This is a genomic window from Pseudomonas sp. R11-23-07 (assembly GCF_003852295.1).
Lineage (GTDB): Bacteria > Pseudomonadota > Gammaproteobacteria > Pseudomonadales > Pseudomonadaceae > Aquipseudomonas.
Genome location: NZ_CP027761.1, coordinates 5,028,580 through 5,050,444, shown reverse-complemented (window position 1 = coordinate 5,050,444; position 21,865 = coordinate 5,028,580). Strand labels below are relative to the sequence as shown.

Annotated in this window: 33 protein-coding genes; 32 read left to right on the top strand and 1 reads right to left on the bottom strand. The window is 55.7% G+C overall.

Features of this window, described 5'->3' with window-relative positions; genetic code table 11:
- Positions 1-28 precede the first annotated feature (28 nt).
- From tuf to bfr, 31 genes are all read left to right on the top strand, one after another.
- Positions 29-1,222, top strand: coding sequence for an elongation factor Tu (tuf, locus tag C4J84_RS23180; protein ID WP_003176426.1), 1,194 nt, complete (start codon positions 29-31; stop codon positions 1,220-1,222).
- A 159-nt stretch (positions 1,223-1,381) separates the two neighbouring features.
- On the top strand, positions 1,382-1,693 hold the full coding sequence (gene rpsJ, locus C4J84_RS23175) for a 30S ribosomal protein S10 (protein WP_003186070.1): 312 nt from the start codon (positions 1,382-1,384) through the stop codon (positions 1,691-1,693).
- An 81-nt stretch (positions 1,694-1,774) separates the two neighbouring features.
- A complete protein-coding gene (gene rplC / locus C4J84_RS23170; RefSeq protein ID WP_003176425.1) occupies positions 1,775-2,410 on the top strand; it encodes a 50S ribosomal protein L3 in 636 nt (211 codons plus the stop codon).
- Positions 2,411-2,422: 12 nt separating this feature from the next.
- Positions 2,423-3,025, top strand: a complete 603-nt coding sequence (rplD, locus tag C4J84_RS23165) for a 50S ribosomal protein L4 (RefSeq protein ID WP_057014518.1) — start codon at positions 2,423-2,425, stop codon at positions 3,023-3,025.
- Complete coding sequence (rplW, locus tag C4J84_RS23160) at positions 3,022-3,321, top strand: 50S ribosomal protein L23 (protein ID WP_002555488.1); 300 nt, start codon at positions 3,022-3,024, stop codon at positions 3,319-3,321. Before rplD ends, rplW begins: the two co-directional genes overlap by 4 nt.
- Positions 3,322-3,335: 14 nt before the next feature.
- Entirely contained in the window at positions 3,336-4,160 is an 825-nt protein-coding gene (gene rplB / locus C4J84_RS23155) for a 50S ribosomal protein L2 (RefSeq protein ID WP_003176423.1), read from the top strand.
- Positions 4,161-4,176: 16 nt separating this feature from the next.
- Entirely contained in the window at positions 4,177-4,452 is a 276-nt protein-coding gene (gene rpsS, locus C4J84_RS23150) for a 30S ribosomal protein S19 (protein WP_002555486.1), read from the top strand.
- A gap of 11 nt (positions 4,453-4,463) precedes the next feature.
- Entirely contained in the window at positions 4,464-4,796 is a 333-nt protein-coding gene (gene rplV / locus C4J84_RS23145; protein ID WP_003103908.1) for a 50S ribosomal protein L22, read from the top strand.
- 13 nt (positions 4,797-4,809) lie between these two features.
- Positions 4,810-5,496, top strand: a complete 687-nt coding sequence (rpsC, locus tag C4J84_RS23140; RefSeq protein WP_003176422.1) for a 30S ribosomal protein S3 — start codon at positions 4,810-4,812, stop codon at positions 5,494-5,496.
- Positions 5,497-5,508: 12 nt separating this feature from the next.
- Entirely contained in the window at positions 5,509-5,922 is a 414-nt protein-coding gene (gene rplP, locus C4J84_RS23135; protein ID WP_003232424.1) for a 50S ribosomal protein L16, read from the top strand.
- Complete coding sequence (gene rpmC, locus C4J84_RS23130; RefSeq protein WP_002555481.1) at positions 5,922-6,113, top strand: 50S ribosomal protein L29; 192 nt, start codon at positions 5,922-5,924, stop codon at positions 6,111-6,113. Before rplP ends, rpmC begins: the two co-directional genes overlap by 1 nt.
- 2 nt (positions 6,114-6,115) lie before the next feature.
- A complete protein-coding gene (gene rpsQ, locus C4J84_RS23125) occupies positions 6,116-6,382 on the top strand; it encodes a 30S ribosomal protein S17 (protein WP_003176419.1) in 267 nt (88 codons plus the stop codon).
- A 23-nt stretch (positions 6,383-6,405) separates the two neighbouring features.
- On the top strand, positions 6,406-6,774 hold the full coding sequence (gene rplN / locus C4J84_RS23120) for a 50S ribosomal protein L14 (protein WP_002555479.1): 369 nt from the start codon (positions 6,406-6,408) through the stop codon (positions 6,772-6,774).
- A gap of 11 nt (positions 6,775-6,785) precedes the next feature.
- Positions 6,786-7,100: a 50S ribosomal protein L24 gene (rplX, locus tag C4J84_RS23115; protein WP_003176416.1), complete on the top strand. Its 315-nt coding sequence runs from the start codon at positions 6,786-6,788 to the stop codon at positions 7,098-7,100.
- A gap of 20 nt (positions 7,101-7,120) precedes the next feature.
- Entirely contained in the window at positions 7,121-7,660 is a 540-nt protein-coding gene (gene rplE, locus C4J84_RS23110; RefSeq protein ID WP_003176415.1) for a 50S ribosomal protein L5, read from the top strand.
- A 13-nt stretch (positions 7,661-7,673) separates the two neighbouring features.
- The gene (rpsN, locus tag C4J84_RS23105) at positions 7,674-7,979 is read left to right on the top strand and encodes a 30S ribosomal protein S14 (protein ID WP_003176414.1); all 306 of its coding nucleotides are present in this window, start codon (positions 7,674-7,676) and stop codon (positions 7,977-7,979) included.
- 209 nt (positions 7,980-8,188) lie between these two features.
- The gene (gene rpsH / locus C4J84_RS23100; RefSeq protein WP_003176413.1) at positions 8,189-8,581 is read left to right on the top strand and encodes a 30S ribosomal protein S8; all 393 of its coding nucleotides are present in this window, start codon (positions 8,189-8,191) and stop codon (positions 8,579-8,581) included.
- A 12-nt stretch (positions 8,582-8,593) separates the two neighbouring features.
- Positions 8,594-9,127, top strand: a complete 534-nt coding sequence (gene rplF, locus C4J84_RS23095; RefSeq protein WP_003176412.1) for a 50S ribosomal protein L6 — start codon at positions 8,594-8,596, stop codon at positions 9,125-9,127.
- A gap of 10 nt (positions 9,128-9,137) precedes the next feature.
- On the top strand, positions 9,138-9,488 hold the full coding sequence (gene rplR / locus C4J84_RS23090) for a 50S ribosomal protein L18 (protein WP_017135964.1): 351 nt from the start codon (positions 9,138-9,140) through the stop codon (positions 9,486-9,488).
- A gap of 3 nt (positions 9,489-9,491) precedes the next feature.
- On the top strand, positions 9,492-9,992 hold the full coding sequence (gene rpsE, locus C4J84_RS23085; RefSeq protein WP_003176409.1) for a 30S ribosomal protein S5: 501 nt from the start codon (positions 9,492-9,494) through the stop codon (positions 9,990-9,992).
- Between the two features lie 2 nt (positions 9,993-9,994).
- The gene (gene rpmD / locus C4J84_RS23080; protein WP_003176408.1) at positions 9,995-10,171 is read left to right on the top strand and encodes a 50S ribosomal protein L30; all 177 of its coding nucleotides are present in this window, start codon (positions 9,995-9,997) and stop codon (positions 10,169-10,171) included.
- A 3-nt stretch (positions 10,172-10,174) separates the two neighbouring features.
- Positions 10,175-10,612 (top strand): 50S ribosomal protein L15, encoded by a 438-nt coding sequence (rplO, locus tag C4J84_RS23075; protein WP_003176407.1) that lies wholly within the window; start codon positions 10,175-10,177, stop codon positions 10,610-10,612.
- A complete protein-coding gene (gene secY, locus C4J84_RS23070; RefSeq protein WP_003194637.1) occupies positions 10,613-11,941 on the top strand; it encodes a preprotein translocase subunit SecY in 1,329 nt (442 codons plus the stop codon).
- A 28-nt stretch (positions 11,942-11,969) separates the two neighbouring features.
- Positions 11,970-12,086, top strand: coding sequence for a 50S ribosomal protein L36 (rpmJ, locus tag C4J84_RS23065; RefSeq protein ID WP_002555468.1), 117 nt, complete (start codon positions 11,970-11,972; stop codon positions 12,084-12,086).
- Positions 12,087-12,215: 129 nt separating this feature from the next.
- Positions 12,216-12,572: a 30S ribosomal protein S13 gene (gene rpsM, locus C4J84_RS23060; RefSeq protein WP_003210063.1), complete on the top strand. Its 357-nt coding sequence runs from the start codon at positions 12,216-12,218 to the stop codon at positions 12,570-12,572.
- A gap of 30 nt (positions 12,573-12,602) precedes the next feature.
- A complete protein-coding gene (gene rpsK / locus C4J84_RS23055) occupies positions 12,603-12,992 on the top strand; it encodes a 30S ribosomal protein S11 (RefSeq protein WP_002555466.1) in 390 nt (129 codons plus the stop codon).
- An 18-nt stretch (positions 12,993-13,010) separates the two neighbouring features.
- Positions 13,011-13,631, top strand: coding sequence for a 30S ribosomal protein S4 (rpsD, locus tag C4J84_RS23050; RefSeq protein WP_124436163.1), 621 nt, complete (start codon positions 13,011-13,013; stop codon positions 13,629-13,631).
- A gap of 22 nt (positions 13,632-13,653) precedes the next feature.
- A complete protein-coding gene (rpoA, locus tag C4J84_RS23045; RefSeq protein WP_003176403.1) occupies positions 13,654-14,655 on the top strand; it encodes a DNA-directed RNA polymerase subunit alpha in 1,002 nt (333 codons plus the stop codon).
- Between the two features lie 41 nt (positions 14,656-14,696).
- Entirely contained in the window at positions 14,697-15,083 is a 387-nt protein-coding gene (rplQ, locus tag C4J84_RS23040) for a 50S ribosomal protein L17 (RefSeq protein ID WP_007918448.1), read from the top strand.
- A 236-nt stretch (positions 15,084-15,319) separates the two neighbouring features.
- Entirely contained in the window at positions 15,320-16,768 is a 1,449-nt protein-coding gene (locus tag C4J84_RS23035; protein WP_124372025.1) for a catalase, read from the top strand.
- 155 nt (positions 16,769-16,923) lie between these two features.
- Positions 16,924-17,388: a bacterioferritin gene (gene bfr / locus C4J84_RS23030; protein ID WP_003176400.1), complete on the top strand. Its 465-nt coding sequence runs from the start codon at positions 16,924-16,926 to the stop codon at positions 17,386-17,388.
- A gap of 65 nt (positions 17,389-17,453) precedes the next feature.
- On the opposite strand, the gene uvrA is transcribed toward bfr, so the two are convergent.
- Entirely contained in the window at positions 17,454-20,288 is a 2,835-nt protein-coding gene (uvrA, locus tag C4J84_RS23025; protein ID WP_124430602.1) for an excinuclease ABC subunit UvrA, read from the bottom strand.
- 178 nt (positions 20,289-20,466) lie between these two features.
- Here uvrA and C4J84_RS23020 point away from each other — a divergent pair, with 178 nt between their 5' ends.
- On the top strand, positions 20,467-21,861 hold the full coding sequence (locus tag C4J84_RS23020; RefSeq protein WP_124364611.1) for an MFS transporter: 1,395 nt from the start codon (positions 20,467-20,469) through the stop codon (positions 21,859-21,861).
- The last annotated feature ends 4 nt before the right edge of the window (positions 21,862-21,865 follow it).

The following is a 21,865-nucleotide window of genomic DNA, read 5'->3' as shown; positions in this document are numbered from 1 at the left end:
CAGTCCTTTAGGCAAGGAGTTAATTGTCGTGGCTAAAGAAAAATTTGATCGTTCCCTACCGCACGTCAACGTTGGCACTATCGGTCACGTTGACCACGGTAAAACCACTCTGACTGCTGCTCTGACTCGCGTTTGCTCCGAAGTATTCGGTTCCGCAATCGTTGATTTCGATAAAATCGACAGCGCACCAGAAGAAAAAGCTCGTGGTATCACCATCAACACCGCGCACGTTGAATACAACTCGCTGATCCGTCACTACGCTCACGTTGACTGCCCAGGTCACGCTGACTATGTGAAGAACATGATCACCGGTGCTGCCCAGATGGACGGCGCAATCCTGGTTTGCTCGGCCGCTGATGGTCCGATGCCACAAACCCGTGAGCACATCCTGCTGTCCCGTCAGGTTGGCGTTCCGTACATCGTGGTTTACCTGAACAAGGCTGACCTGGTAGACGACGCTGAGCTGCTGGAACTGGTTGAGATGGAAGTGCGCGATCTGCTGAGCACTTACGACTTCCCAGGTGACGACACTCCGATCATCATCGGTTCTGCTCGTATGGCTCTGGAAGGCAAAGACGACAACGAAATGGGCACCACGTCCGTTCGTAAACTGGTTGAGACTCTGGACAGCTACATCCCAGATCCAGTCCGTGTTATCGACAAGCCGTTCCTGATGCCAATCGAAGACGTATTCTCGATCTCCGGTCGCGGTACTGTTGTGACTGGTCGTATCGAGCGCGGTATCGTCAAGGTTCAAGATCCACTGGAAATCGTTGGTCTGCGTGACACTACCGTCACCACCTGCACCGGTGTTGAAATGTTCCGTAAACTGCTCGACGAAGGTCGTGCTGGCGAGAACTGCGGCGTTCTGCTGCGTGGTACCAAGCGTGACGACGTTGAGCGTGGCCAGGTTCTGGTCAAGCCAGGTTCGGTTAAGCCGCACACCAAGTTCGAAGCTGAAGTGTACGTGCTGAGCAAAGAAGAAGGCGGCCGTCACACTCCGTTCTTCAAAGGCTACCGTCCACAGTTCTACTTCCGTACTACTGACGTGACTGGTAACTGCGAACTGCCGGAAGGCGTAGAAATGGTAATGCCAGGCGACAACATCAAAATGGTTGTCACCCTGATCAAAACCATCGCTATGGAAGACGGTCTGCGTTTCGCAATCCGTGAAGGCGGCCGTACCGTTGGTGCTGGCGTTGTAGCTAAAATCATCGAGTAATTATCTCTTCTGAGATAGTTCTGATGTTTTGAAAAGGCCCCCGCTCAGCGGGGGCCTTTTTTATTGGGTTGACACCTATCAGGGCCGTCTATAGAATTGCGCCTCCTTTTAACGGGCGTATTGCGCTCGCTGGGAATAGCAGCCGGAGTCTGAAATCCAATGCAAAATCAGCAAATCCGTATCAGGTTGAAGGCTTTTGACCATCGCCTGATCGACCAATCCACCCAGGAAATCGTGGAAACCGCGAAACGTACTGGTGCTCAAGTGCGTGGTCCAATTCCACTGCCTACCCGTAAAGAGCGGTTCACCGTTCTGGTCTCCCCGCACGTCAACAAAGACGCGCGTGACCAGTACGAGATCCGCACTCATAAGCGCGTACTGGACATCGTCCAGCCAACGGATAAAACCGTTGACGCACTTATGAAGCTTGATCTGGCGGCCGGTGTGGAAGTACAGATCAGCCTCGGCTAAGACTTGGGTCTTAGTCGTGTAACGCTCTGAAATGGGCGGCCATAGCGGGTGAAAGCCCCGTACACTCATGAGGTTTACAACATGACTATTGGTGTAGTCGGTCGTAAATGCGGTATGACCCGTATTTTCACCGAAGAAGGTGTCTCCATTCCGGTCACGGTCATTGAGATCGAGCCGAATCGCGTCACCCAGTTCAAAACTGAAGAAACCGATGGCTATCGTGCAGTGCAAGTCACTGTCGGCGAGCGTCGTGCTTCGCGCGTGACTGCTGCTCAAGCAGGTCACTTCGCTAAAGCAAACGTTGCAGCTGGTCGCACCGTCATGGAGTTCCGTCTTGAAGACGGCGACTACAAGGCTGGCGATCTGATCAACGCTGAAATCTTCGCCGCTGGTCAACTGGTTGATGTAACCGGTCAGTCCAAGGGTAAAGGCTTCCAGGGTACGATCAAGCGTTGGAATTTCCGTGGTCAAGACAACACTCACGGTAACTCCGTTTCCCACCGCGTCCCGGGCTCTATTGGCCAGTGCCAGACTCCTGGTCGTGTATTCAAGGGCAAAAAAATGTCCGGTCATATGGGCGCTGAGCGCGTGACCGTGCAGTCCCTCGAAGTAGTGCGCGTCGACGCTGAACGCAATCTGTTGTTGGTCAAGGGTGCTGTTCCTGGCGCTACTGGCGGCAACCTGGTTGTACGTCCAGCGGCCAAGGCTCGCGGTTAAGGGGAAGCTGACATGCAATTAAATGTAAATGACGCTCAAGCGATCGAAGTTTCCGAACTGACATTTGGCGGCGAATTCAACGAGACGCTGGTTCACCAAGCAGTCGTGGCCTACATGGCCGGCGGCCGTCAAGGTAGCAAGCAGCAAAAGACCCGTTCCGACGTACGTGGTGGCGGTAAGCGCCCTTGGCGTCAGAAAGGCACTGGCCGTGCTCGTGCCGGTACTATCCGTAGCCCAATCTGGCGTGGCGGTGGTACCACTTTCGCAGCTCGTCCACAGGATCACTCTCAGAAGCTCAACAAGAAGATGTACCGCGCAGCACTGCGCTCCATCCTTGCTGAACTCGTGCGTACTGATCGTCTGGTCGTGGTTCAGGACTTCGCTGTTGAAAGTCCAAAAACCAAAGAACTGCTGGGCAAACTGACCAACATGAGCCTGACCGACGTTTTGATCGTGTCTGAAGCTGTTGATCAGAACCTGTACCTGGCTGCTCGCAACCTGCCTCACGTTGATGTACGTGACGTGCAAGGTTCCGATCCAGTTAGTCTGATCGCATACGACAAGGTGTTGATCACCGTGTCGGCCGTGAAGAAATTCGAGGAGCTGCTGGGATGAACCAGGAACGCGTATTTAAAGTTCTGCTTGGCCCGCACGTTTCCGAAAAGGCTACGGTTCTGGCTGACAAGAAAGGCCAGTTCGTTTTCAAGGTTGCAACTGACGCAACCAAGCTGGAAATCAAGAAGGCCGTCGAAAGCCTGTTCAGCGTGAAAGTAGAGCGTGTTACTACCCTGAATGTTCTGGGTAAGAGCAAGCGCACTGCTCGCGGTCTGGGCAAGCGTAATGACTGGAAGAAGGCGGTTATCTCCCTTCAACCAGGCCAAGATCTCGATTTCAGCAGCAGTGCTGAGTAAGGAAGGGGTGCATCATGGCAATCGTTAAATGCAAACCGACTTCCCCTGGCCGCCGTTTTGTGGTCAAGGTGGTCAACCAGGAGCTGCATAAAGGCGCTCCTCACGCACCGCTGCTCGAGAAGAAATCGAAGACTGGTGGTCGTAACAACAATGGTCGTATTACCACTCGTCACATCGGTGGTGGCCATAAGCAGCATTATCGTCTGGTCGATTTCCGTCGCAACGACAAAGATGGCATCTCCGCCACTGTCGAGCGTATTGAATACGATCCAAACCGTACTGCTCACATCGCTCTGCTGCTGTACGCAGATGGCGAGCGTCGCTACATCATCGCCCCTAAAGGCGTGAGTGCTGGTGACCAGCTGATCGCAGGTGCCTTGGCACCGATCAAGCCGGGCAACGCTCTGCAACTGCGCAACATTCCAGTTGGTAGCACCGTACACGGCATCGAATTGAAGCCAGGTAAAGGCGCGCAAATCGCTCGTTCCGCTGGTGCTTCGGCTCAGCTGATCGCTCGTGAAGGTGTCTACGTGACCCTGCGTCTGCGTTCTGGTGAGATGCGTAAAGTACTGGCTGAATGCCGTGCGACCCTGGGCGAAGTCTCGAACTCCGAGCACAGCCTGCGTTCGCTGGGTAAAGCTGGTGCCAAACGCTGGCGTGGCGTTCGCCCAACCGTTCGTGGTGTTGCCATGAACCCGGTTGACCACCCACACGGTGGTGGTGAAGGTCGTACCTCTGGTGGTCGTCATCCGGTATCGCCATGGGGCTTCCCGACTAAGGGCGCGAAGACTCGTGGTAATAAGCGTACCGACAAAATGATCGTCCGTCGTCGCAAGTAAATAGAGGGATACGACAGTGCCACGTTCTCTGAAAAAAGGTCCTTTTATTGATCTTCACCTACTGAAGAAGATCGAAGTGGCGGCGGAAAAGAACGATCGCAAACCAGTTAAAACCTGGTCGCGTCGTTCGATGATCCTGCCACAAATGGTCGGTTTGACCATCGCAGTACACAACGGTCGTCAACACGTCCCAGTTCTCGTTAACGAAGACATGGTCGGCCACAAACTGGGCGAGTTTGCCGGTACCCGCACTTATCGTGGGCACGTGGCAGACAAGAAAGCCAAGCGTTAAGGGGTTAGGAAATGGAAGTAGCCGCTAAGTTGTCGGGCGCTCGAATCTCCGCCCAGAAAGCCCGCTTGGTCGCCGACCAGATCCGCGGGAAGAAGGTGGGCGAAGCGCTCAACCTGTTGGCTTTCAGCAGTAAGAAAGCCGCCGAGATCATGAAGAAAGTGCTGGAGTCGGCCGTAGCCAACGCCGAGCATAACGAAGGCGCAGACGTTGATGACCTGAAGGTCAGCACCGTTTTCGTCAACGAAGGGCGTTCGCTGAAGCGCATCATGCCACGTGCCAAAGGCCGTGCTGATCGCATCGTCAAGCGGTCTTGCCATATCACTGTCAAGGTTGCTGACAAGTAACGGAGTCGAAGAGATGGGTCAGAAAGTACATCCCATTGGCATTCGCCTGGGAATCGTCAAGGAACACACCTCCGTCTGGTATGCAGACGGCCGGACTTATGCGGACTATTTGTTCGCTGATCTGAAGGTGCGTGAGTATCTCCAAGACAAACTAAAAAGCGCGTCCGTAAGCCGTATCGATATCCATCGCCCGGCGCAAACCGCACGTATCACCATCCACACCGCTCGTCCAGGTATCGTTATCGGGAAGAAAGGTGAAGATGTTGAGAAACTGCGTCAGGACCTGACCAAGCAAATGGGTGTGCCTGTGCACATCAATATCGAAGAGATCCGCAAGCCGGAGCTCGACGGTATGCTGGTTGCGCAGAGCGTAGCTCAGCAGCTGGAGCGTCGTGTCATGTTCCGTCGCGCTATGAAGCGCGCTGTACAGAACGCCATGCGCATTGGTGCCAAAGGCATCAAAATCCAAGTGAGCGGTCGTCTCGGCGGTGCTGAAATCGCACGTACTGAATGGTATCGCGAAGGTCGTGTGCCATTGCACACCCTGCGTGCCGACATCGACTATGCCAACTACGAAGCTCACACCACTTACGGTGTGATCGGTGTAAAGGTTTGGATCTTCAAAGGCGAAGTAATTGGTGGTCGCCAAGAAGAACTGAAACCACAAGCACCAGCGCCTCGTAAAAAAGCTGCTAAGTAAGGGGTACGCCAAATGTTGCAACCAAAGCGTACGAAGTTCCGCAAGCAGATGACAGGCCACAACCGTGGTCTGGCTCAGCGCGGTAGCAAAGTCAGCTTCGGCGAGTTCGCGCTGAAGTCTGTAGCTCGTGGTCGTCTCACCGCTCGTCAGATCGAGTCAGCGCGTCGTGCTCTGACCCGTCACGTAAAACGTGGCGGCAAGATCTGGATCCGTGTATTCCCGGACAAGCCGATCTCCAAAAAACCTCTTGAGGTTCGGATGGGTAAAGGTAAGGGTAACGTGGAATACTGGGTAGCCCAGATTCAGCCAGGCAAAGTCCTGTATGAAATCGAGGGTGTAACTGAAGAGCTGGCGCGTGAGGCTTTTGCCCTGGCTGCTGCAAAGCTGCCGCTCGCCACCGCCTTTGTTAAACGGACGGTGATGTGATGAAAGCGAATGAACTTCGTGAAAAATCCGCACAGCAGCTGAACGAGCAACTGCTCGGCCTGCTGCGCGACCAGTTCAATCTGCGTATGCAGAAAGCAACTGGCCAGTTGGGGCAGTCTCATCTGCTCTCGCAAGTTAAGCGCGACATCGCTCGCGTGAAGACTGTGCTCAACCAGCAGGCAGGTAAGTGATCATGGCTGAAGCCGAAAAGACTGTCCGTACGCTGACTGGCCGTGTTGTCAGCGACAAGATGGACAAAACCATCACCGTTTTGATCGAGCGTCGCGTTAAGCACCCGATCTACGGTAAATATGTTAAGCGTTCGACTAAGCTGCACGCGCACGACGAAACCAATCAGTGCCACATCGGCGACAAAGTCACTATTCGTGAAACTCGTCCGCTGGCCAAGACCAAGTCTTGGGCATTGGTTGATGTTCTCGAACGCGCTGTGGAAGTCTAAGGACTAGGGGTCGGAGAAATTATATGATTCAGACTCAATCCATGCTCGATGTGGCCGATAACAGCGGCGCTCGCCGCGTTATGTGCATCAAGGTGCTGGGTGGCTCCCATCGTCGTTACGCTGGTATCGGTGACATCATCAAGGTTACCGTCAAGGAAGCAATTCCTCGCGGTAAAGTGAAAAAAGGCCAAGTGATGACTGCTGTTGTAGTCCGCACTCGTCACGGCGTACGTCGTGCTGATGGCTCCATTATCCGCTTTGATGGCAACGCTGCTGTTCTTCTGAACAACAAGCAAGAGCCTATCGGCACCCGTATCTTTGGGCCAGTGACCCGTGAACTTCGTACTGAGAAGTTCATGAAGATCGTCTCGCTCGCCCCAGAAGTGCTGTAAGGAGATCCGACATGCAAAAGATTCGTCGTGACGACGAGATCATCGTGATCGCCGGCAAAGACAAAGGTAAGCGCGGTAAGGTGCTTAAGGTTCTCGCTAATAACCGTCTGGTTATCGGCGGTCTGAACCTGGTCAAGCGTCATACCAAGCCTAACCCGATGTCGGGCGTGCAGGGCGGTATCGTCGAAAAAGAAGCTCCGCTGGACGCTTCTAACGTCGCCATTTTCAACGGCGAAACCAACAAGGCTGACCGCGTTGGTTTCAAAGTAGAAGATGGCAAGAAAATTCGTGTCTTCAAGTCGACCCAAAAAGCGGTTGATGCTTGAACACTGCTAGGTAGAAGACCATGGCACGACTAAAAGAGATTTACTGGAAAGAAATCGCACCGAAACTTAAGGAAGAACTTAAGCTTTCGAACGTGATGGAAGTTCCACGCGTTACCAAAATCACCCTGAACATGGGTTTGGGCGAAGCGGTCGGTGACAAAAAAGTCATCGAGCACGCTGTTGCTGACCTGGAAAAGATCACCGGTCAAAAAGTCGTTGTGACTTACGCTCGGAAATCCATCGCTGGCTTTAAAGTCCGCGAAGGCTGGCCGATCGGCGTCAAAGTGACTCTGCGCCGTGAGCGTATGTACGAATTCCTGGATCGTCTGCTGTCGATCTCCCTGCCTCGGGTTCGCGACTTCCGCGGCCTGAATGCCAAGTCCTTCGATGGTCGTGGTAACTACAGCATGGGCGTGAAAGAGCAGATCATCTTCCCGGAAATCGACTACGACAAGATCGATGCTCTCCGCGGTCTGGACATCACCCTGACCACCACTGCCAAGAACGATGATGAAGGTCGCGCCCTGTTGCGTGCTTTCAAATTCCCGTTCCGCAACTGATTGGAGTAGGACCATGGCCAAGATGAGCATGAAAAACCGCGAGCTGAAACGTCAGCTCACGGTTGCCAAGTACGCCAAGAAGCGTGCAGCACTGAAAGCAATCATCGTTGATCTGAACGCAAGTCCAGAAGCGCGTTGGGAGGCTACAGTTGCTCTGCAGAAGCAGCCACGTGACGCAAGCGCCTCGCGCATGCGTAACCGCTGCCGCCTGACCGGTCGTCCACACGGCGTTTACCGCAAGTTCGGCCTCGGCCGTAACAAACTGCGTGAAGCGGCAATGCGTGGTGACGTACCAGGTCTGGTTAAAGCCAGCTGGTAAGTACTTTCAGCGTCAAGGTGGTTGGTATCGCAAGATACTGACCGCCGGTGACCTTGAATCTGGAACAAGCCCCTTTTGGGGCTTGTTTCATTTCCGGACTGTGTCTAAAATACGCGGCTCGCCTGAGCCCGTGTTTTTTACGCTCGGAGATTCTCGGCGACATATGTAGCCGCAAGGCTAATTTTTTGTGTATTAGGAGCGTCTAGCCCATGAGTATGCAGGACCCGTTAGCGGACATGCTAACTCGTATCCGTAATGCCCAGATGGCTGAAAAGTCCGTCGTAAGCATGCCATCTTCCAAGTTGAAGGTAGCTGTTGCCAAAGTCCTGAAAGACGAAGGTTACATTGCGGGTTATCAGATCAGCAGCGAAATCAAGCCGTTGCTGTCCATCGAGCTGAAGTACTTCGAAGGCCGTTCGGTCATCGAGGAAGTGAAGCGCGTTAGCCGTCCAGGCCTGCGTCAGTACAAGTCCGCTGAAGATCTGCCGAAAGTTCGTGGCGGTCTGGGCGTGTCTATCGTCTCCACCAACAAAGGTGTGATGACGGATCGTGCTGCGCGCGCTGCCGGTGTCGGCGGCGAAGTTCTTTGCACTGTGTTCTAAGGGGGGATAAGCATGTCTCGCGTCGCTAAGAACCCCGTTAAGCTGCCAGCCGGTGTCGAAGTCAAATTCGCAGGCCAACAGCTTTCGGTGAAGGGTGCCAAGGGCACTCTTGAACTGAACATCCATTCGTCCGTTGAGATCGTTGAAGAAGCTGGTGAGCTGCGTTTCGCTGCTCGCAATGGCGATCAACAAACTCGCGCAATGGCCGGTACCACGCGTGCGTTGGTAAACAATATGGTCCAAGGCGTAAGCCAAGGCTTCGAGCGTAAGCTCCAGCTGGTCGGTGTTGGTTACAAAGCGCAAGCAAAAGGCACGGTTCTGAACCTTGCCCTTGGCTTCTCGCACCCAGTGGATTACGAACTGCCGGAAGGCATCACCGCTGAGACCCCTAGCCAAACCGATATCCTGATCAAGGGCATCGATAAGCAGCTGGTAGGTCAGGTGGCCGCTGAGATCCGCGACTTCCGTCCACCAGAGCCGTACAAAGGCAAAGGTGTGCGCTACGCGGACGAAGTCGTCCGTCGTAAAGAAGCCAAGAAGAAGTAGGGCATAGCAAATGACCGACAAAAAAGTTACTCGACTGCGTCGCGCTCGCAAAGCACGCCTGAAAATGCACGAACTCGAAGTCGTGCGTCTCTGCGTGTACCGCTCGTCGCAGCATATCTACGCCCAGGTCATCTCGGCCGACGGCAACAAAGTCCTGGCAAGCGCCTCGACTTTGGATAAAGAACTGCGTGATGGTGCCACCGGCAACATCGACGCGGCCACAAAGGTTGGCCAGCTGGTCGCTACACGTGCTAAGGCCGTGGGCGTCTCGCAAGTGGCTTTCGACCGCTCTGGCTTCAAGTACCACGGCCGCGTTAAAGCGCTGGCTGATGCTGCTCGTGAAGCTGGGCTGGAGTTCTAAGTTATGTCAAATAACGACCAAAAGCGCGACGAAGGCTACATTGAGAAGCTGGTTCAAGTTAACCGCGTAGCCAAAACCGTTAAGGGCGGCCGTATCTTCACTTTCACCGCGTTGACCGTGGTTGGTGATGGTAAAGGGCGTGTTGGCTTCGGCCGTGGCAAGTCACGTGAAGTGCCTGCCGCGATCCAGAAGGCAATGGAAGCTGCTCGTCGCAACATGATCCAAGTTGATCTGAACGGCACCACTCTGCAGTACGCAATGAAGTCCGCCCATGGCGCTTCGAAGGTGTACATGCAGCCTGCTTCTGAAGGTACCGGTATCATCGCTGGCGGCGCTATGCGTGCTGTCCTCGAAGTTGCTGGCGTTCAGAACGTTCTGGCCAAGTGCTACGGCTCGACTAACCCGGTAAACGTGGTTCACGCCACTTTCAAAGGTTTGAAAGCTATGCAATCTCCTGAGTCCATTGCTGCCAAGCGCGGCTTGACTGTCAAGGAGATCTTCTGATCATGGCTACCGTTAAAGTAACGCTGATCAAAAGCATGACCGGCCGCATCCCTAACCACAAATTGTGCGTTAAAGGTCTGGGTCTGCGTCGCATCGGTCACACTGTAGAAGTCCAGGATACTCCCGAGAATCGCGGGATGATCAACAAGGCTTACTACATGCTGCGTGTAGAGGGTTAATCGATGAAACTCAATGATCTGAGTCCAGCGCCGGGTTCCCGTCGCGAAAAGCATCGTCCGGGCCGTGGTATCGGTAGCGGTTTGGGTAAGACTGGTGGCCGTGGCCACAAAGGTCAAACCTCCCGCTCCGGTGGCACCATTGCTCCAGGCTTTGAAGGCGGTCAACAGCCGCTGCATCGTCGCCTGCCTAAGTTCGGTTTCGTATCCCTGAAAGCCATGGACCGCGCAGAAGTGCGTCTGTCCGAGCTGGCTAAAGTGGAAGGCGACATCGTTACTGTGCAGACCCTGAAAGATGCCAACGTGATCAACGTCAACGTACAGCGTGTGAAAATCATGCTGTCCGGTGAAGTGACTCGCGCTGTCACTATCGGCAAGGGAATCGGCGCCACCAAAGGTGCGCGTTCGGCTATCGAAGCAGCTGGCGGCAAGTTCGAGGAATAAATGGCTAAGCAAGGTGCTCTCTCAGCGCTCGGCAAAGGCGGTATGTCTGAACTTTGGGCTCGTCTGCGTTTTCTGTTCCTGGCGATTATCGTCTACCGAATAGGCGCACACATCCCGGTTCCAGGTATCAACCCGGACCGACTCGCAGACCTGTTTCGACAGAATGAGGGGACCATTCTTAGCTTGTTCAACATGTTTTCCGGCGGCGCGCTGGAACGGATGAGCATCTTTGCACTGGGGATCATGCCGTACATTTCGGCATCGATCATCATGCAACTGATGACCGCCGTCAGCCCGCAGTTGGAGCAGTTGAAGAAGGAAGGTGAAGCTGGCCGTCGCAAGATTAGCCAGTACACCCGCTACGGCACTGTCGTCCTCGCCCTGGTTCAAGCTATCGGCATGTCCGTTGGCCTGGCTGGGCAGGGCGTTGCGTTCACTGGTGACTTTGGCTTCCATTTCGTCGCGGTATCCACTTTTGTGGCTGGTGCGATGTTCATGATGTGGCTGGGTGAGCAGATTACTGAGCGTGGTGTTGGCAACGGTATCTCGATGTTGATTTTCGCAGGTATCGTCGCCGGTCTTCCGAGAGCAATCGGGCAGTCTTTCGAGTCTGCGCGTCAGGGCGATATCAATATCTTCGCCTTGGTTGCCATCGGTTTGCTGGCAGTAGCGATTATCGGTTTTGTGGTGTTCATTGAGCGTGGCCAGCGTCGTATTGCTGTTCACTACGCCAAGCGTCAGCAGGGCCGTAAGGTCTTTGCTGCGCAGACTAGCCACTTGCCGCTGAAGGTGAATATGGCCGGCGTTATTCCGGCAATTTTCGCGAGCAGCATCTTGCTGTTTCCGGCTTCGTTGGGTACCTGGTTTGGTCAGTCCGAAAATATGGGCTGGCTGCAGGACCTCTCTCAGTCGATCGCTCCTGGTCAGCCGTTGAATATTCTGCTGTTTAGTGCAGGGATTATTTTCTTCTGCTTCTTCTATACGGCGTTGATGTTCAATCCGAAAGACGTAGCGGAAAACCTGAAGAAGTCCGGTGCCTTTATTCCGGGTATTCGTCCAGGTGAGCAGTCTGCGCGCTACATTGATGGCGTTCTGACTCGTTTGACCCTGTTCGGTGCTCTATATATGACGGCCGTGTGTCTGCTTCCCCAGTTCCTGGTGGTTGCAGCAAACGTTCCGTTCTACCTTGGCGGGACCTCGTTGCTGATCGTGGTCGTGGTTGTGATGGACTTCATGTCCCAAGTACAATCGCACCTCGTTTCGCACCAGTACGAATCCCTGATGAAGAAAGCCAACCTGAAGGGCTACGGCAGCGGCATGTTGCGCTGAGTACCCCATAAGGTTCGAGGAGTTGGTGATGAAAGTTCGTGCATCGGTGAAAAAGCTGTGCCGTAACTGCAAGATTATTCGCCGCGAAGGTGTTGTTCGAGTAATTTGCAGCGCGGAACCGCGTCACAAACAGCGCCAAGGCTGAGTGTGATCCGCTTGAAGCCCGGCAGCTAGTGCGCTGCCGGGTTGATTATTTGTTATTACAGCGATATTATCTCGCGCCCTATTTCTTGGCTTCCGGGGCGTAGGTAGCTGTCAATTGGAGTCCCACTGAATGGCCCGTATTGCAGGCGTTAACATTCCAGATAACAAGCACACTGTTATCTCGCTGACCTACATCTATGGTGTTGGTCGCACTACTGCGCAGAAAATTTGCGCAGATACTGGGGTAAACCCAGCCGCAAAGATCAAAGATCTGAGCGACGAGCAGATTGAGCTGTTGCGTGGCGAAGTGGCGAAGTTCACCACTGAAGGTGACCTGCGTCGCGAAATCAACATGAAAATCAAGCGTTTGATGGACCTCGGTTGCTACCGTGGTCTGCGTCATCGTCGTGGTCTTCCAGTGCGCGGTCAGCGTACCAAGACTAACGCGCGTACCCGTAAAGGTCCGCGTAAGCCGATCCGCAAGTAATCGCCCACGCGAATCGACAGGAAAATTATCATGGCAAAACCTGCTGCTCGTCCTCGTAAAAAAGTTAAAAAGACAGTGGTTGATGGCATCGCCCACATCCATGCATCTTTTAACAACACAATCGTGACCATCACCGACCGTCAAGGTAACGCGCTTTCTTGGGCTACCTCCGGTGGTTCGGGTTTCCGCGGTTCCCGCAAGTCCACCCCGTTCGCTGCTCAAGTAGCTGCTGAACGTGCTGGCCAAGCTGCGCTGGAATACGGCCTGAAAAACCTCGACGTTAACGTCAAAGGTCCAGGTCCAGGTCGTGAGTCTGCTGTCCGTGCTTTGAACGGCTGTGGCTATAAGATCGCCAGCATCACCGACGTGACGCCAATCCCGCACAACGGGTGCCGTCCGCCGAAGAAGCGCCGCGTGTAATCCAGGAGATTGTAAAGAATGGCTCGTTACATTGGTCCAAAATGCAAACTCGCTCGTCGCGAAGGCACCGATCTCTTCTTGAAGAGCGGCGTGCGCGCGATCGAATCGAAGTGCAACATTGAAGCAGCACCTGGTATCCACGGCCAACGCCGCGGTCGCCAGTCCGATTACGGCACCCAACTGCGTGAAAAGCAGAAGGTCCGTCGTATTTACGGCGTTCTCGAGCGTCAGTTCAGCGGCTACTACAAAGAAGCTGCTGGCAAAAAAGGTGCAACCGGTGAAAACCTGCTGCAACTGCTCGAATGCCGTCTGGACAACGTTGTATACCGTATGGGCTTTGGTTCGACTCGTGCCGAATCCCGTCAGCTGGTATCGCACAAGTCGATCAGCGTTAACGGTCAGACCGTAAACGTTCCGTCCTACCAGGTTCGTGCTGGTGACGTGGTCGCAGTTCGCGAGAAAGCAAAAAACCAACTTCGCATTGTCCAAGCTATCGATCTGTGTGCCCAACGTGGCCGCGTAGAATGGGTAGAAGTAGACACTGAGAAGAAGTCGGGCGTTTTCAAGAACGTTCCTGCTCGCAGTGATCTGTCCGCCGACATCAACGAAAGCCTGATTGTCGAGCTCTACTCCAAGTAAGGGCTAGAAAATAGGTGCATCCATGCAGATTTCGGTAAATGAGTTCCTGACACCCCGCCACATTGATGTGCAGGTTGTCAGTCCAACCCGCGCTAAAATTACGCTCGAGCCTCTCGAGCGTGGTTTTGGCCACACCCTGGGCAACGCGCTGCGCCGCATCCTGTTGTCCTCAATGCCCGGCTGTGCAGTAGTCGAGGCCGAGATTGACGGTGTGCTCCACGAGTACAGCGCCATCGAAGGTGTACAGGAAGACGTAATTGAAATCCTGTTGAACCTTAAAGGTCTGGCTATCAAGCTGCACGGCCGTGACGAAGTTACGCTGACCTTGTCGAAGAAGGGTTCGGGGGTGGTTACCGCTGCCGATATTCAGCTGGATCATGATGTCGAGATCGTTAACCCCGATCACGTAATCGCTAACCTGGCGTCTAACGGCGCCCTGAACATGAAGCTCACCGTAGCTCGTGGTCGTGGTTATGAACCGGCCGACTCGCGTCAGAGCGATGAAGACGAAAGCCGCAGCATTGGTCGCTTGCAGCTTGACTCTTCGTTCAGCCCGGTTCGCCGTATCGCATACGTGGTGGAAAACGCCCGTGTCGAACAGCGTACTAACCTGGACAAGCTGGTTATTGATCTGGAAACCAACGGTACCCTGGATCCTGAAGAGGCTATCCGCCGCGCTGCAACCATTCTGCAACAGCAGTTGGCTGCGTTCGTCGACCTCAAAGGTGACAGCGAACCAGTGGTAATCGAGCAGGAAGACGAGATCGATCCGATCCTGCTTCGCCCGGTTGACGATCTGGAACTGACTGTACGTTCGGCTAACTGCCTTAAGGCGGAAAACATTTACTACATCGGTGATCTGATTCAGCGTACCGAAGTAGAACTGTTGAAGACTCCGAACCTGGGCAAGAAATCCTTGACTGAAATCAAGGACGTTCTGGCCTCCCGCGGTCTGTCCCTCGGCATGCGCCTCGACAACTGGCCGCCTGCAAGTCTTAAGAAGGACGACAAGGCGACTGCCTGATCGTCGTAATCACCGAACGTGAGTTTGGTAAGGAATGAACCATGCGTCATCGTAAAAGTGGTCGTCACCTGAGCCGTACCAGCTCGCACCGCAAGGCCATGTTCCAAAACATGGCGGTGTCGCTGTTCGAGCACGAGCTGATCAAAACTACACTGCCGAAAGCTAAAGAACTGCGTCGCGTTGCTGAGCCGCTGATCACTTTGGCCAAGACAGACAGCCTGGCTAACCGCCGTCTGGCTTTCGACCGTACTCGTTCGAAAGCTATCGTTGGTAAGCTCTTCAACGACCTGGGCAAGCGTTACGCTACCCGTGAGGGTGGCTACCTGCGCATCCTCAAGTGCGGTTTCCGCACTGGCGACAACGCGCCTATGGCGTACGTCGAGTTGGTTGATCGTGCTACTGCCGGCGAAGCTGTAAGCGCCGAGTAAGACGAGTCTGTAACGAAGAACCGGGCCTAGCGCCCGGTTTTTTGTGCGCGTAACAAAAGCGCGATATGTACAAGTTTCCCTATGGAGCAAGGGGCACTATGCGTATTGCCTTGGTTGGTAGTAATTTTCTATTGAAGTCCGCAATTTAATAAATTTGTGGGTGTCATGCCGTTGATCAATACTCCCTCCAAGCCGATTAGCCGGCAGTTTCAATTCCGACCTGAGGAAGATTGCGCATGAGCCAGAATAAAATCCTTACCACCGCCAGCGGCGCTCCCGTTGCGGATAATCAGAACTCCCGTTCCGCCGGCCCCCGTGGCCCACTGCTGCTCGACGACTTTCACCTGATCGAGAAGCTCGCTCACTTCAACCGTGAAAATATTCCGGAGCGCCGTGTACACGCCAAAGGTTCGGGCGCCTATGGTACGTTCACCGTTACCCAAGACATCACTCAATACACTAGCGCCAAGCTGTTCGAGTCAGTAGGTAAGCAAACGCCGACCTTCCTGCGGTTCTCCACTGTGGGTGGCGAGCGCGGTTCGGCTGACACTGAGCGCGACCCACGCGGTTTCGCCTTGAAGTTTTACACCGAGGAAGGCAACTGGGACATCGTTGGCAACAACACGCCGGTGTTCTTCATCCGCGACCCGCTGAAATTCCCCGATTTCATCCATACCCAAAAGCGCTTGCCGCAAAGCAACCTGAAAAGCGCGCAGATGATGTGGGATTTCTGGTCGCACTCCCCAGAGGCGCTGCACCAGGTCACCATCTTGTTTTCGGACCGTGGCATCCCGGACGGCTACCGCCACATGCACGGCTTCGGCAGTCACACCTACAGCCTGATTAACGCCAAGGGCGAGCGCCACTGGGTGAAATGGCACTACAAGACCAAGCAAGGCATCAAGAACCTGGCACCGGCTGAAGCTGCGCGCCTGGCGGGTACCGACCCAGACTACGCCCAGCGCGATCTGTTCGGCGCAATCGAGCGCGGTGACTTCCCGAAATGGCGCGTCTGCATCCAGGTCATGACCGAGGCCCAGGCCAATGCTCATTACGAAAACCCTTTCGATGTAACCAAGACCTGGTCGCAGAAGGAGTTCCCCCTGATCGAGGTGGGTGAGCTGGAACTCAACCGCAACCCGCAGAACTATTTCGCTGAAGTGGAACAAGCCGCGTTCGGCCCAAGCAATATGGTTCCGGGCGTTGGCCTGTCGCCAGACCGTATGCTGCAAGGACGCGTCTTTGCCTACGCAGATGCTCATCGGTACCGCGTTGGCACCAATCACCAGCAGCTGCCGGTGAACGCCCCACGTAACCCCGTCAATAGCTATCAGCGTGACGGTTCGATGGCCTTTGGCAGCAACGGTGGCGCAGCGCCCAACTACGAGCCAAACAGCTACGCCGATGCGCCTAAGCAGGCGCCACACTACGCGGAGCCCGCATTGGCCTTGAGCGGCGCTGCAGATCGTTACGATCATCGCGAAGATACCGATTACTACAGCCACGCCGGCGCGCTGTTCCGCTTGATGAGCGACGAGCAGAAAGCGCTGCTTACCAGCAACATCGCCGGTGCGATGAGCGGCGTTTCCAATGATGTGGTCCAGCGCCAACTGCAGCATTTCTATAAGGCGGACCCCGCTTATGGAGAAGCAATCGCAAAGGCACTGGGTGTATCGCTTAACTGACTCTAAACGATAAGCAGAACCGCCCTCATTTGGGCGGTTTTTGCGTTATTTCAGCTACTTTTCTCCGGAAATCTTCGCTTTTCTGCCGTTGATCCCGTGACCTTCAAGTCATCATGGTTCAAACTACAGACTTTCAAGCAGGGAGATGTAGGGCGATGCAAGGTCACCCCGACGTAATCGATTACCTCAACACGTTGCTGACGGGCGAACTGGCAGCTCGTGACCAATATTTCATCCATTCGCGCATGTACGAAGACTGGGGCTTTACCGAGCTCTACGAACGTATCAATCATGAGATGGAAGAAGAGGCGCAGCACGCTGACGCACTGATGCGCCGTATCCTCATGCTCGAAGGTACGCCACGTATGCGCCCCGACGACTTGGATGTGGGCACCACGGTGCCGGATATGCTCGCTGCTGACCTTCGCCTGGAATACAAGGTCAGGGCCGCGCTCTGCAAGGGCATTGAGCTGTGCGAGCAGCACAACGACTATGTCACTCGTGAAATCCTGCGAGTGCAGTTGAATGACACCGAAGAAGATCACACCTACTGGCTGGAAAAGCAGTTGGGTCTGATCAAGCTGATCGGCCTGGAAAATTACCTGCAATCGCAGTTCTGATTCCGGCTGCAAAAAAGCCCCTGCCACCGATGAGGTGACAGGGGCTTTTTATTGGGCCCGATAAATCAGGCCCGGTCACGCTCCAGCAGCGGCTTCAGGTAGTAGCCAGTATGGGACTGTGACATTTCGGCGACTTGCTCCGGTGTACCGACCGCAATGATCTGGCCGCCCTTGGAACCGCCCTCCGGTCCGAGGTCTACCAGCCAGTCGGCCGTCTTGATCACGTCCAGGTTGTGCTCGATAACTACCACTGTGTTGCCGTGATCTCGCAAGCGGTGCAGCACGTCCAGCAGTTGCTGGATATCGGCAAAGTGCAGGCCCGTGGTGGGTTCATCAAGGATGTACAGGGTTTTGCCCGTATCTCGTTTGGACAACTCACGGGACAACTTCACCCGCTGCGCTTCACCACCCGATAGCGTGGTCGCCGACTGCCCCAGCTTGATATAAGACAGGCCAACATCCATCAACGTCTGCAGCTTGCGCGCCAGCGCCGGAACCGCATCGAAGAACACCCGGGCTTCCTCGATGGTCATCTCCAGGGTTTCGTGGATGTTCTTGCCCTTGTATTTGATTTCCAGGGTTTCGCGGTTATAGCGTTTGCTCTTGCACACGTCGCACGGCACGTAGATATCCGGCAGGAAGTGCATCTCTACCTTGATCAAGCCGTCGCCTTGGCAGGCTTCACAGCGACCGCCCTTGACGTTGAACGAGAAGCGGCCCGGCCCATAACCCCGCGAGCGGGATTCCGGAACGCCGGCAAACAGCTCGCGAATCGGCGTGAACAGCCCGGTATACGTCGCTGGGTTGGAACGCGGCGTACGGCCAATCGGGCTCTGGTCGATATCGACCACCTTGTCTAGGTGTTCCAGGCCCTTGATGCTGTCGTGGGCCGCCGCTTCCTGGGTAGTGGCACCGTTCAGGGCGGTGGCACTCAATGGGAACAGCGTGTTGTTGATCAGCGTCGACTTGCCCGAACCGGAAACACCGGTCACACAGGTCAGCAGGCCCAGGGGAATTTCCAGGTCCACATTGCGCAAGTTGTTGCCACGGGCACCCTTGAGGTGCAAGGCCATCTTCTTGTTGCGCGGAGTACGTTTGGCCGGCACTTGAATTTTGACCCGGCCAGACAGGTATTTACCGGTCAGGGAGTCCGGATGAGCCATTACTTCGGCAGGTGTGCCTTCGGCGACAATATGCCCGCCATGTATGCCAGCCCCCGGGCCGATATCAACGACGTAATCCGCCAGGCGAATAGCGTCTTCATCGTGCTCGACCACAATTACCGTGTTGCCGATATCCCGCAGGTGTTTCAGCGTACCCAGCAGGCGATCATTGTCACGTTGGTGCAGGCCAATCGACGGCTCGTCGAGGATGTACAACACGCCCACCAGCCCTGCGCCGATCTGGCTGGCCAGGCGAATCCGCTGGGCCTCGCCACCCGACAAGGTATCAGCACTGCGATCCAGCGATAGATAGTCCAGGCCGACGTTGACCAGGAACTGCAGACGTTCGCGAATTTCCTTGAGGATCTTGTCGGCAATCTCCCCGCGGCGGCCGGTCAGCTTGAGCACGCCAAAGTATTCACAGGCATCGCCGATTGGCAGGTTGGTCACCGCCGGCAACGTCTTCTCGCCAACCCACACATGCCGCGCTTCACGGCGCAGGCGAGTGCCGCGACAATCAGGGCAAGGTTGGGTGCTGAGGAATTTCGCCAGTTCTTCACGTACGCTCGCCGACTCGGTCTCGCGATAGCGACGTTCCAGGTTTGGCACGATGCCTTCGAACGGGTGCGAACGTTTGACGATATCGCCCCGGTCGTTCAGGTATTTGAAGTCGACATTCTGCGAACCACTGCCATTGAGGATGACCTTCTGCTGGTCAGCCGGCAATTGGTTGAACGGCACCTCCAGGCTGAACTTATAGTGGGACGCCAACGACCCCAGCATCTGGAAGTAATAGACGTTGCGCCTGTCCCAGCCGCGTATCGCCCCCTCGGCCAAGGTCAGTTCGCCATTGACCAGGCGCTTGATGTCGAAGAACTGCTTAACGCCCAGACCATCGCAGGTCGGGCAGGCGCCGGCCGGGTTGTTGAAGGAAAACAGCTTGGGTTCCAGTTCGCTGATAGCGTGGCCGCAGATCGGGCAGGCAAAGCGCGCAGAGAAAATGACCTCTTCGCCCGGCTCATCGTCCATCGGCGCCACCAGGGCAATACCGTCTGCCAGCTTCAGCGCGGTCTCGAACGACTCCGCCAGGCGCTGCTGCAGATCGGCACGCACCTTGAAGCGGTCGACTACTACATCGATGGAGTGCTTCTTCTGCTTGTCGAGCTTCGGCGCTTCATCCAGCTCATAGAGCTTGCCGTTGATGCGGGCGCGCACGAAACCTTGCGCCCGCAGCTCTTCAAAGACCGACAGGTGCTCACCCTTGCGCTCGCGGATGACGGGCGCCAGCAGCATCAGCTTGGCACCTTCCGGCTGGGTCAGGACCAGGTCGACCATCTGGCTGACGGTCTGGGCTTCCAGCGGAATATCGTGGTCCGGGCAGCGGGGAATACCCACCCGTGCATACAGCAGACGCAGGTAATCGTAAATTTCGGTAATGGTGCCCACGGTGGAGCGCGGGTTATGGGACGTCGACTTCTGCTCTATGGAAATGGCCGGCGACAAACCTTCGATGGTGTCGACGTCGGGCTTTTCCATCATTGACAGGAACTGCCGGGCATAGGCCGACAGCGATTCCACATAGCGCCGCTGGCCTTCGGCGTACAGCGTGTCGAACGCCAGGGACGATTTGCCCGAGCCGGACAGGCCGGTGATAACGATCAATTTGTCCCGGGGCAGGGTCAGGTCGATGTTCTTCAGGTTGTGGGTTCTAGCCCCACGAATCAGGATCTTGTCCAAGATGGCCTCGCACGGCGGGCGTAAATAATGCCGGAGTATACGGCTAAAGACTGGATGAATATACACTGTCAAAAGGCCGCTTGCAGCCTTACATGAAAGCTGCGCGGCAAAGCGCCGCATATACCCCCTCAATCGATGGGACTGGTAGAATCGCCGCCGGTTCACACGAGGTTTTTCCATGCACGATCCCCATAGCGAACGCATGAGTAGCGGCGAGACCCGAGCGGCAAGCGGTCTGGCCCTGGTGTTCGCCTTCCGTATGCTGGGCATGTTCATGGTGTTGCCGGTGCTGGCGACCTATGGGATGGATCTCGCCGGCGCGACCCCCGCATTGATCGGCCTGGCGATTGGCGCCTATGGCCTGACCCAGGCGATCTTCCAGATTCCGTTCGGCATCATTTCCGACCGTATCGGCCGGCGCCCGGTGATTTACCTGGGGCTGATCGTGTTCGCCCTCGGCAGTGTGCTCGCGGCGCAGTCTGATTCGATCTGGGGCGTGATCGCCGGACGTATCCTGCAGGGCGCCGGGGCGATTTCGGCCGCGGTAATGGCGCTGCTGTCGGACCTGACCCGCGAACAGCATCGCACCAAGGCCATGGCCATGATCGGCATGACCATCGGTTTGTCGTTTGCCGTGGCAATGGTGGTCGGCCCGCTGCTGACGCGCGCGTTCGGCCTGCATGGGTTGTTTCTTGCCACCGGCGGCATGGCGTTGTTCGGTATCGTGATCGTGGCCTTTATGGTGCCGCGCTCTACCGGCACGCTGCAGCACCGTGAATCCGGCGTCGCGCGCCAGGCGCTGTTGCCGACCCTCAAGCATCCGGACCTGTTGCGCCTGGATTTAGGTATCTTCGTGTTGCACGCAATGCTGATGTGCAGCTTCGTCGCCTTGCCCCTGGCCCTGGTGCAAAAAGCCGGGTTGCCCAAGGAGCAGCACTGGTGGGTCTACCTGACCGCGCTGTTGGTTTCGTTCTTCGCCATGATCCCGTTCATCATCTACGGCGAGAAGAAACGCAAAATGAAACGAGTTTTACTCGGCGCCGTCGCGACATTGATGCTCACTGAACTATTCTTCTGGCAGTTCGGCGACAGCCTGCGGGCGCTGGTGATCGGTACGGTGGTGTTCTTCACCGCGTTCAACCTGCTGGAGGCGTCATTGCCTTCGCTGATCAGCAAGGTTTCACCGGCCGGTGGCAAGGGCACGGCGATGGGCGTGTATTCCACCAGCCAGTTCCTCGGTTCGGCGCTGGGTGGGATCATGGGCGGCTGGATGTTCCAGCATGGCGGTTTGTCGGTTGTGTTCCTCGGATGCGCCGGGCTGGCTGCACTTTGGCTGGCCTTTGCTGTTACCATGCGCGAACCTCCGTATGTGACGAGCCTGCGCCTGCCGTTATCGCCTGAAGCGATGCGCGAAGCTGGCCTGGCCGAGCGCCTCAAGGCCGTCGTTGGAGTAACGGATGCAGTAGTGATCGCGGAAGAAGCTGCGATTTACATCAAATTGGACACCGAATTATTGGATCGCGCGACGCTCGAGCAACTGGTCAACCCAGTGCCGACAGCGCGCCCAGCCTAGGAGA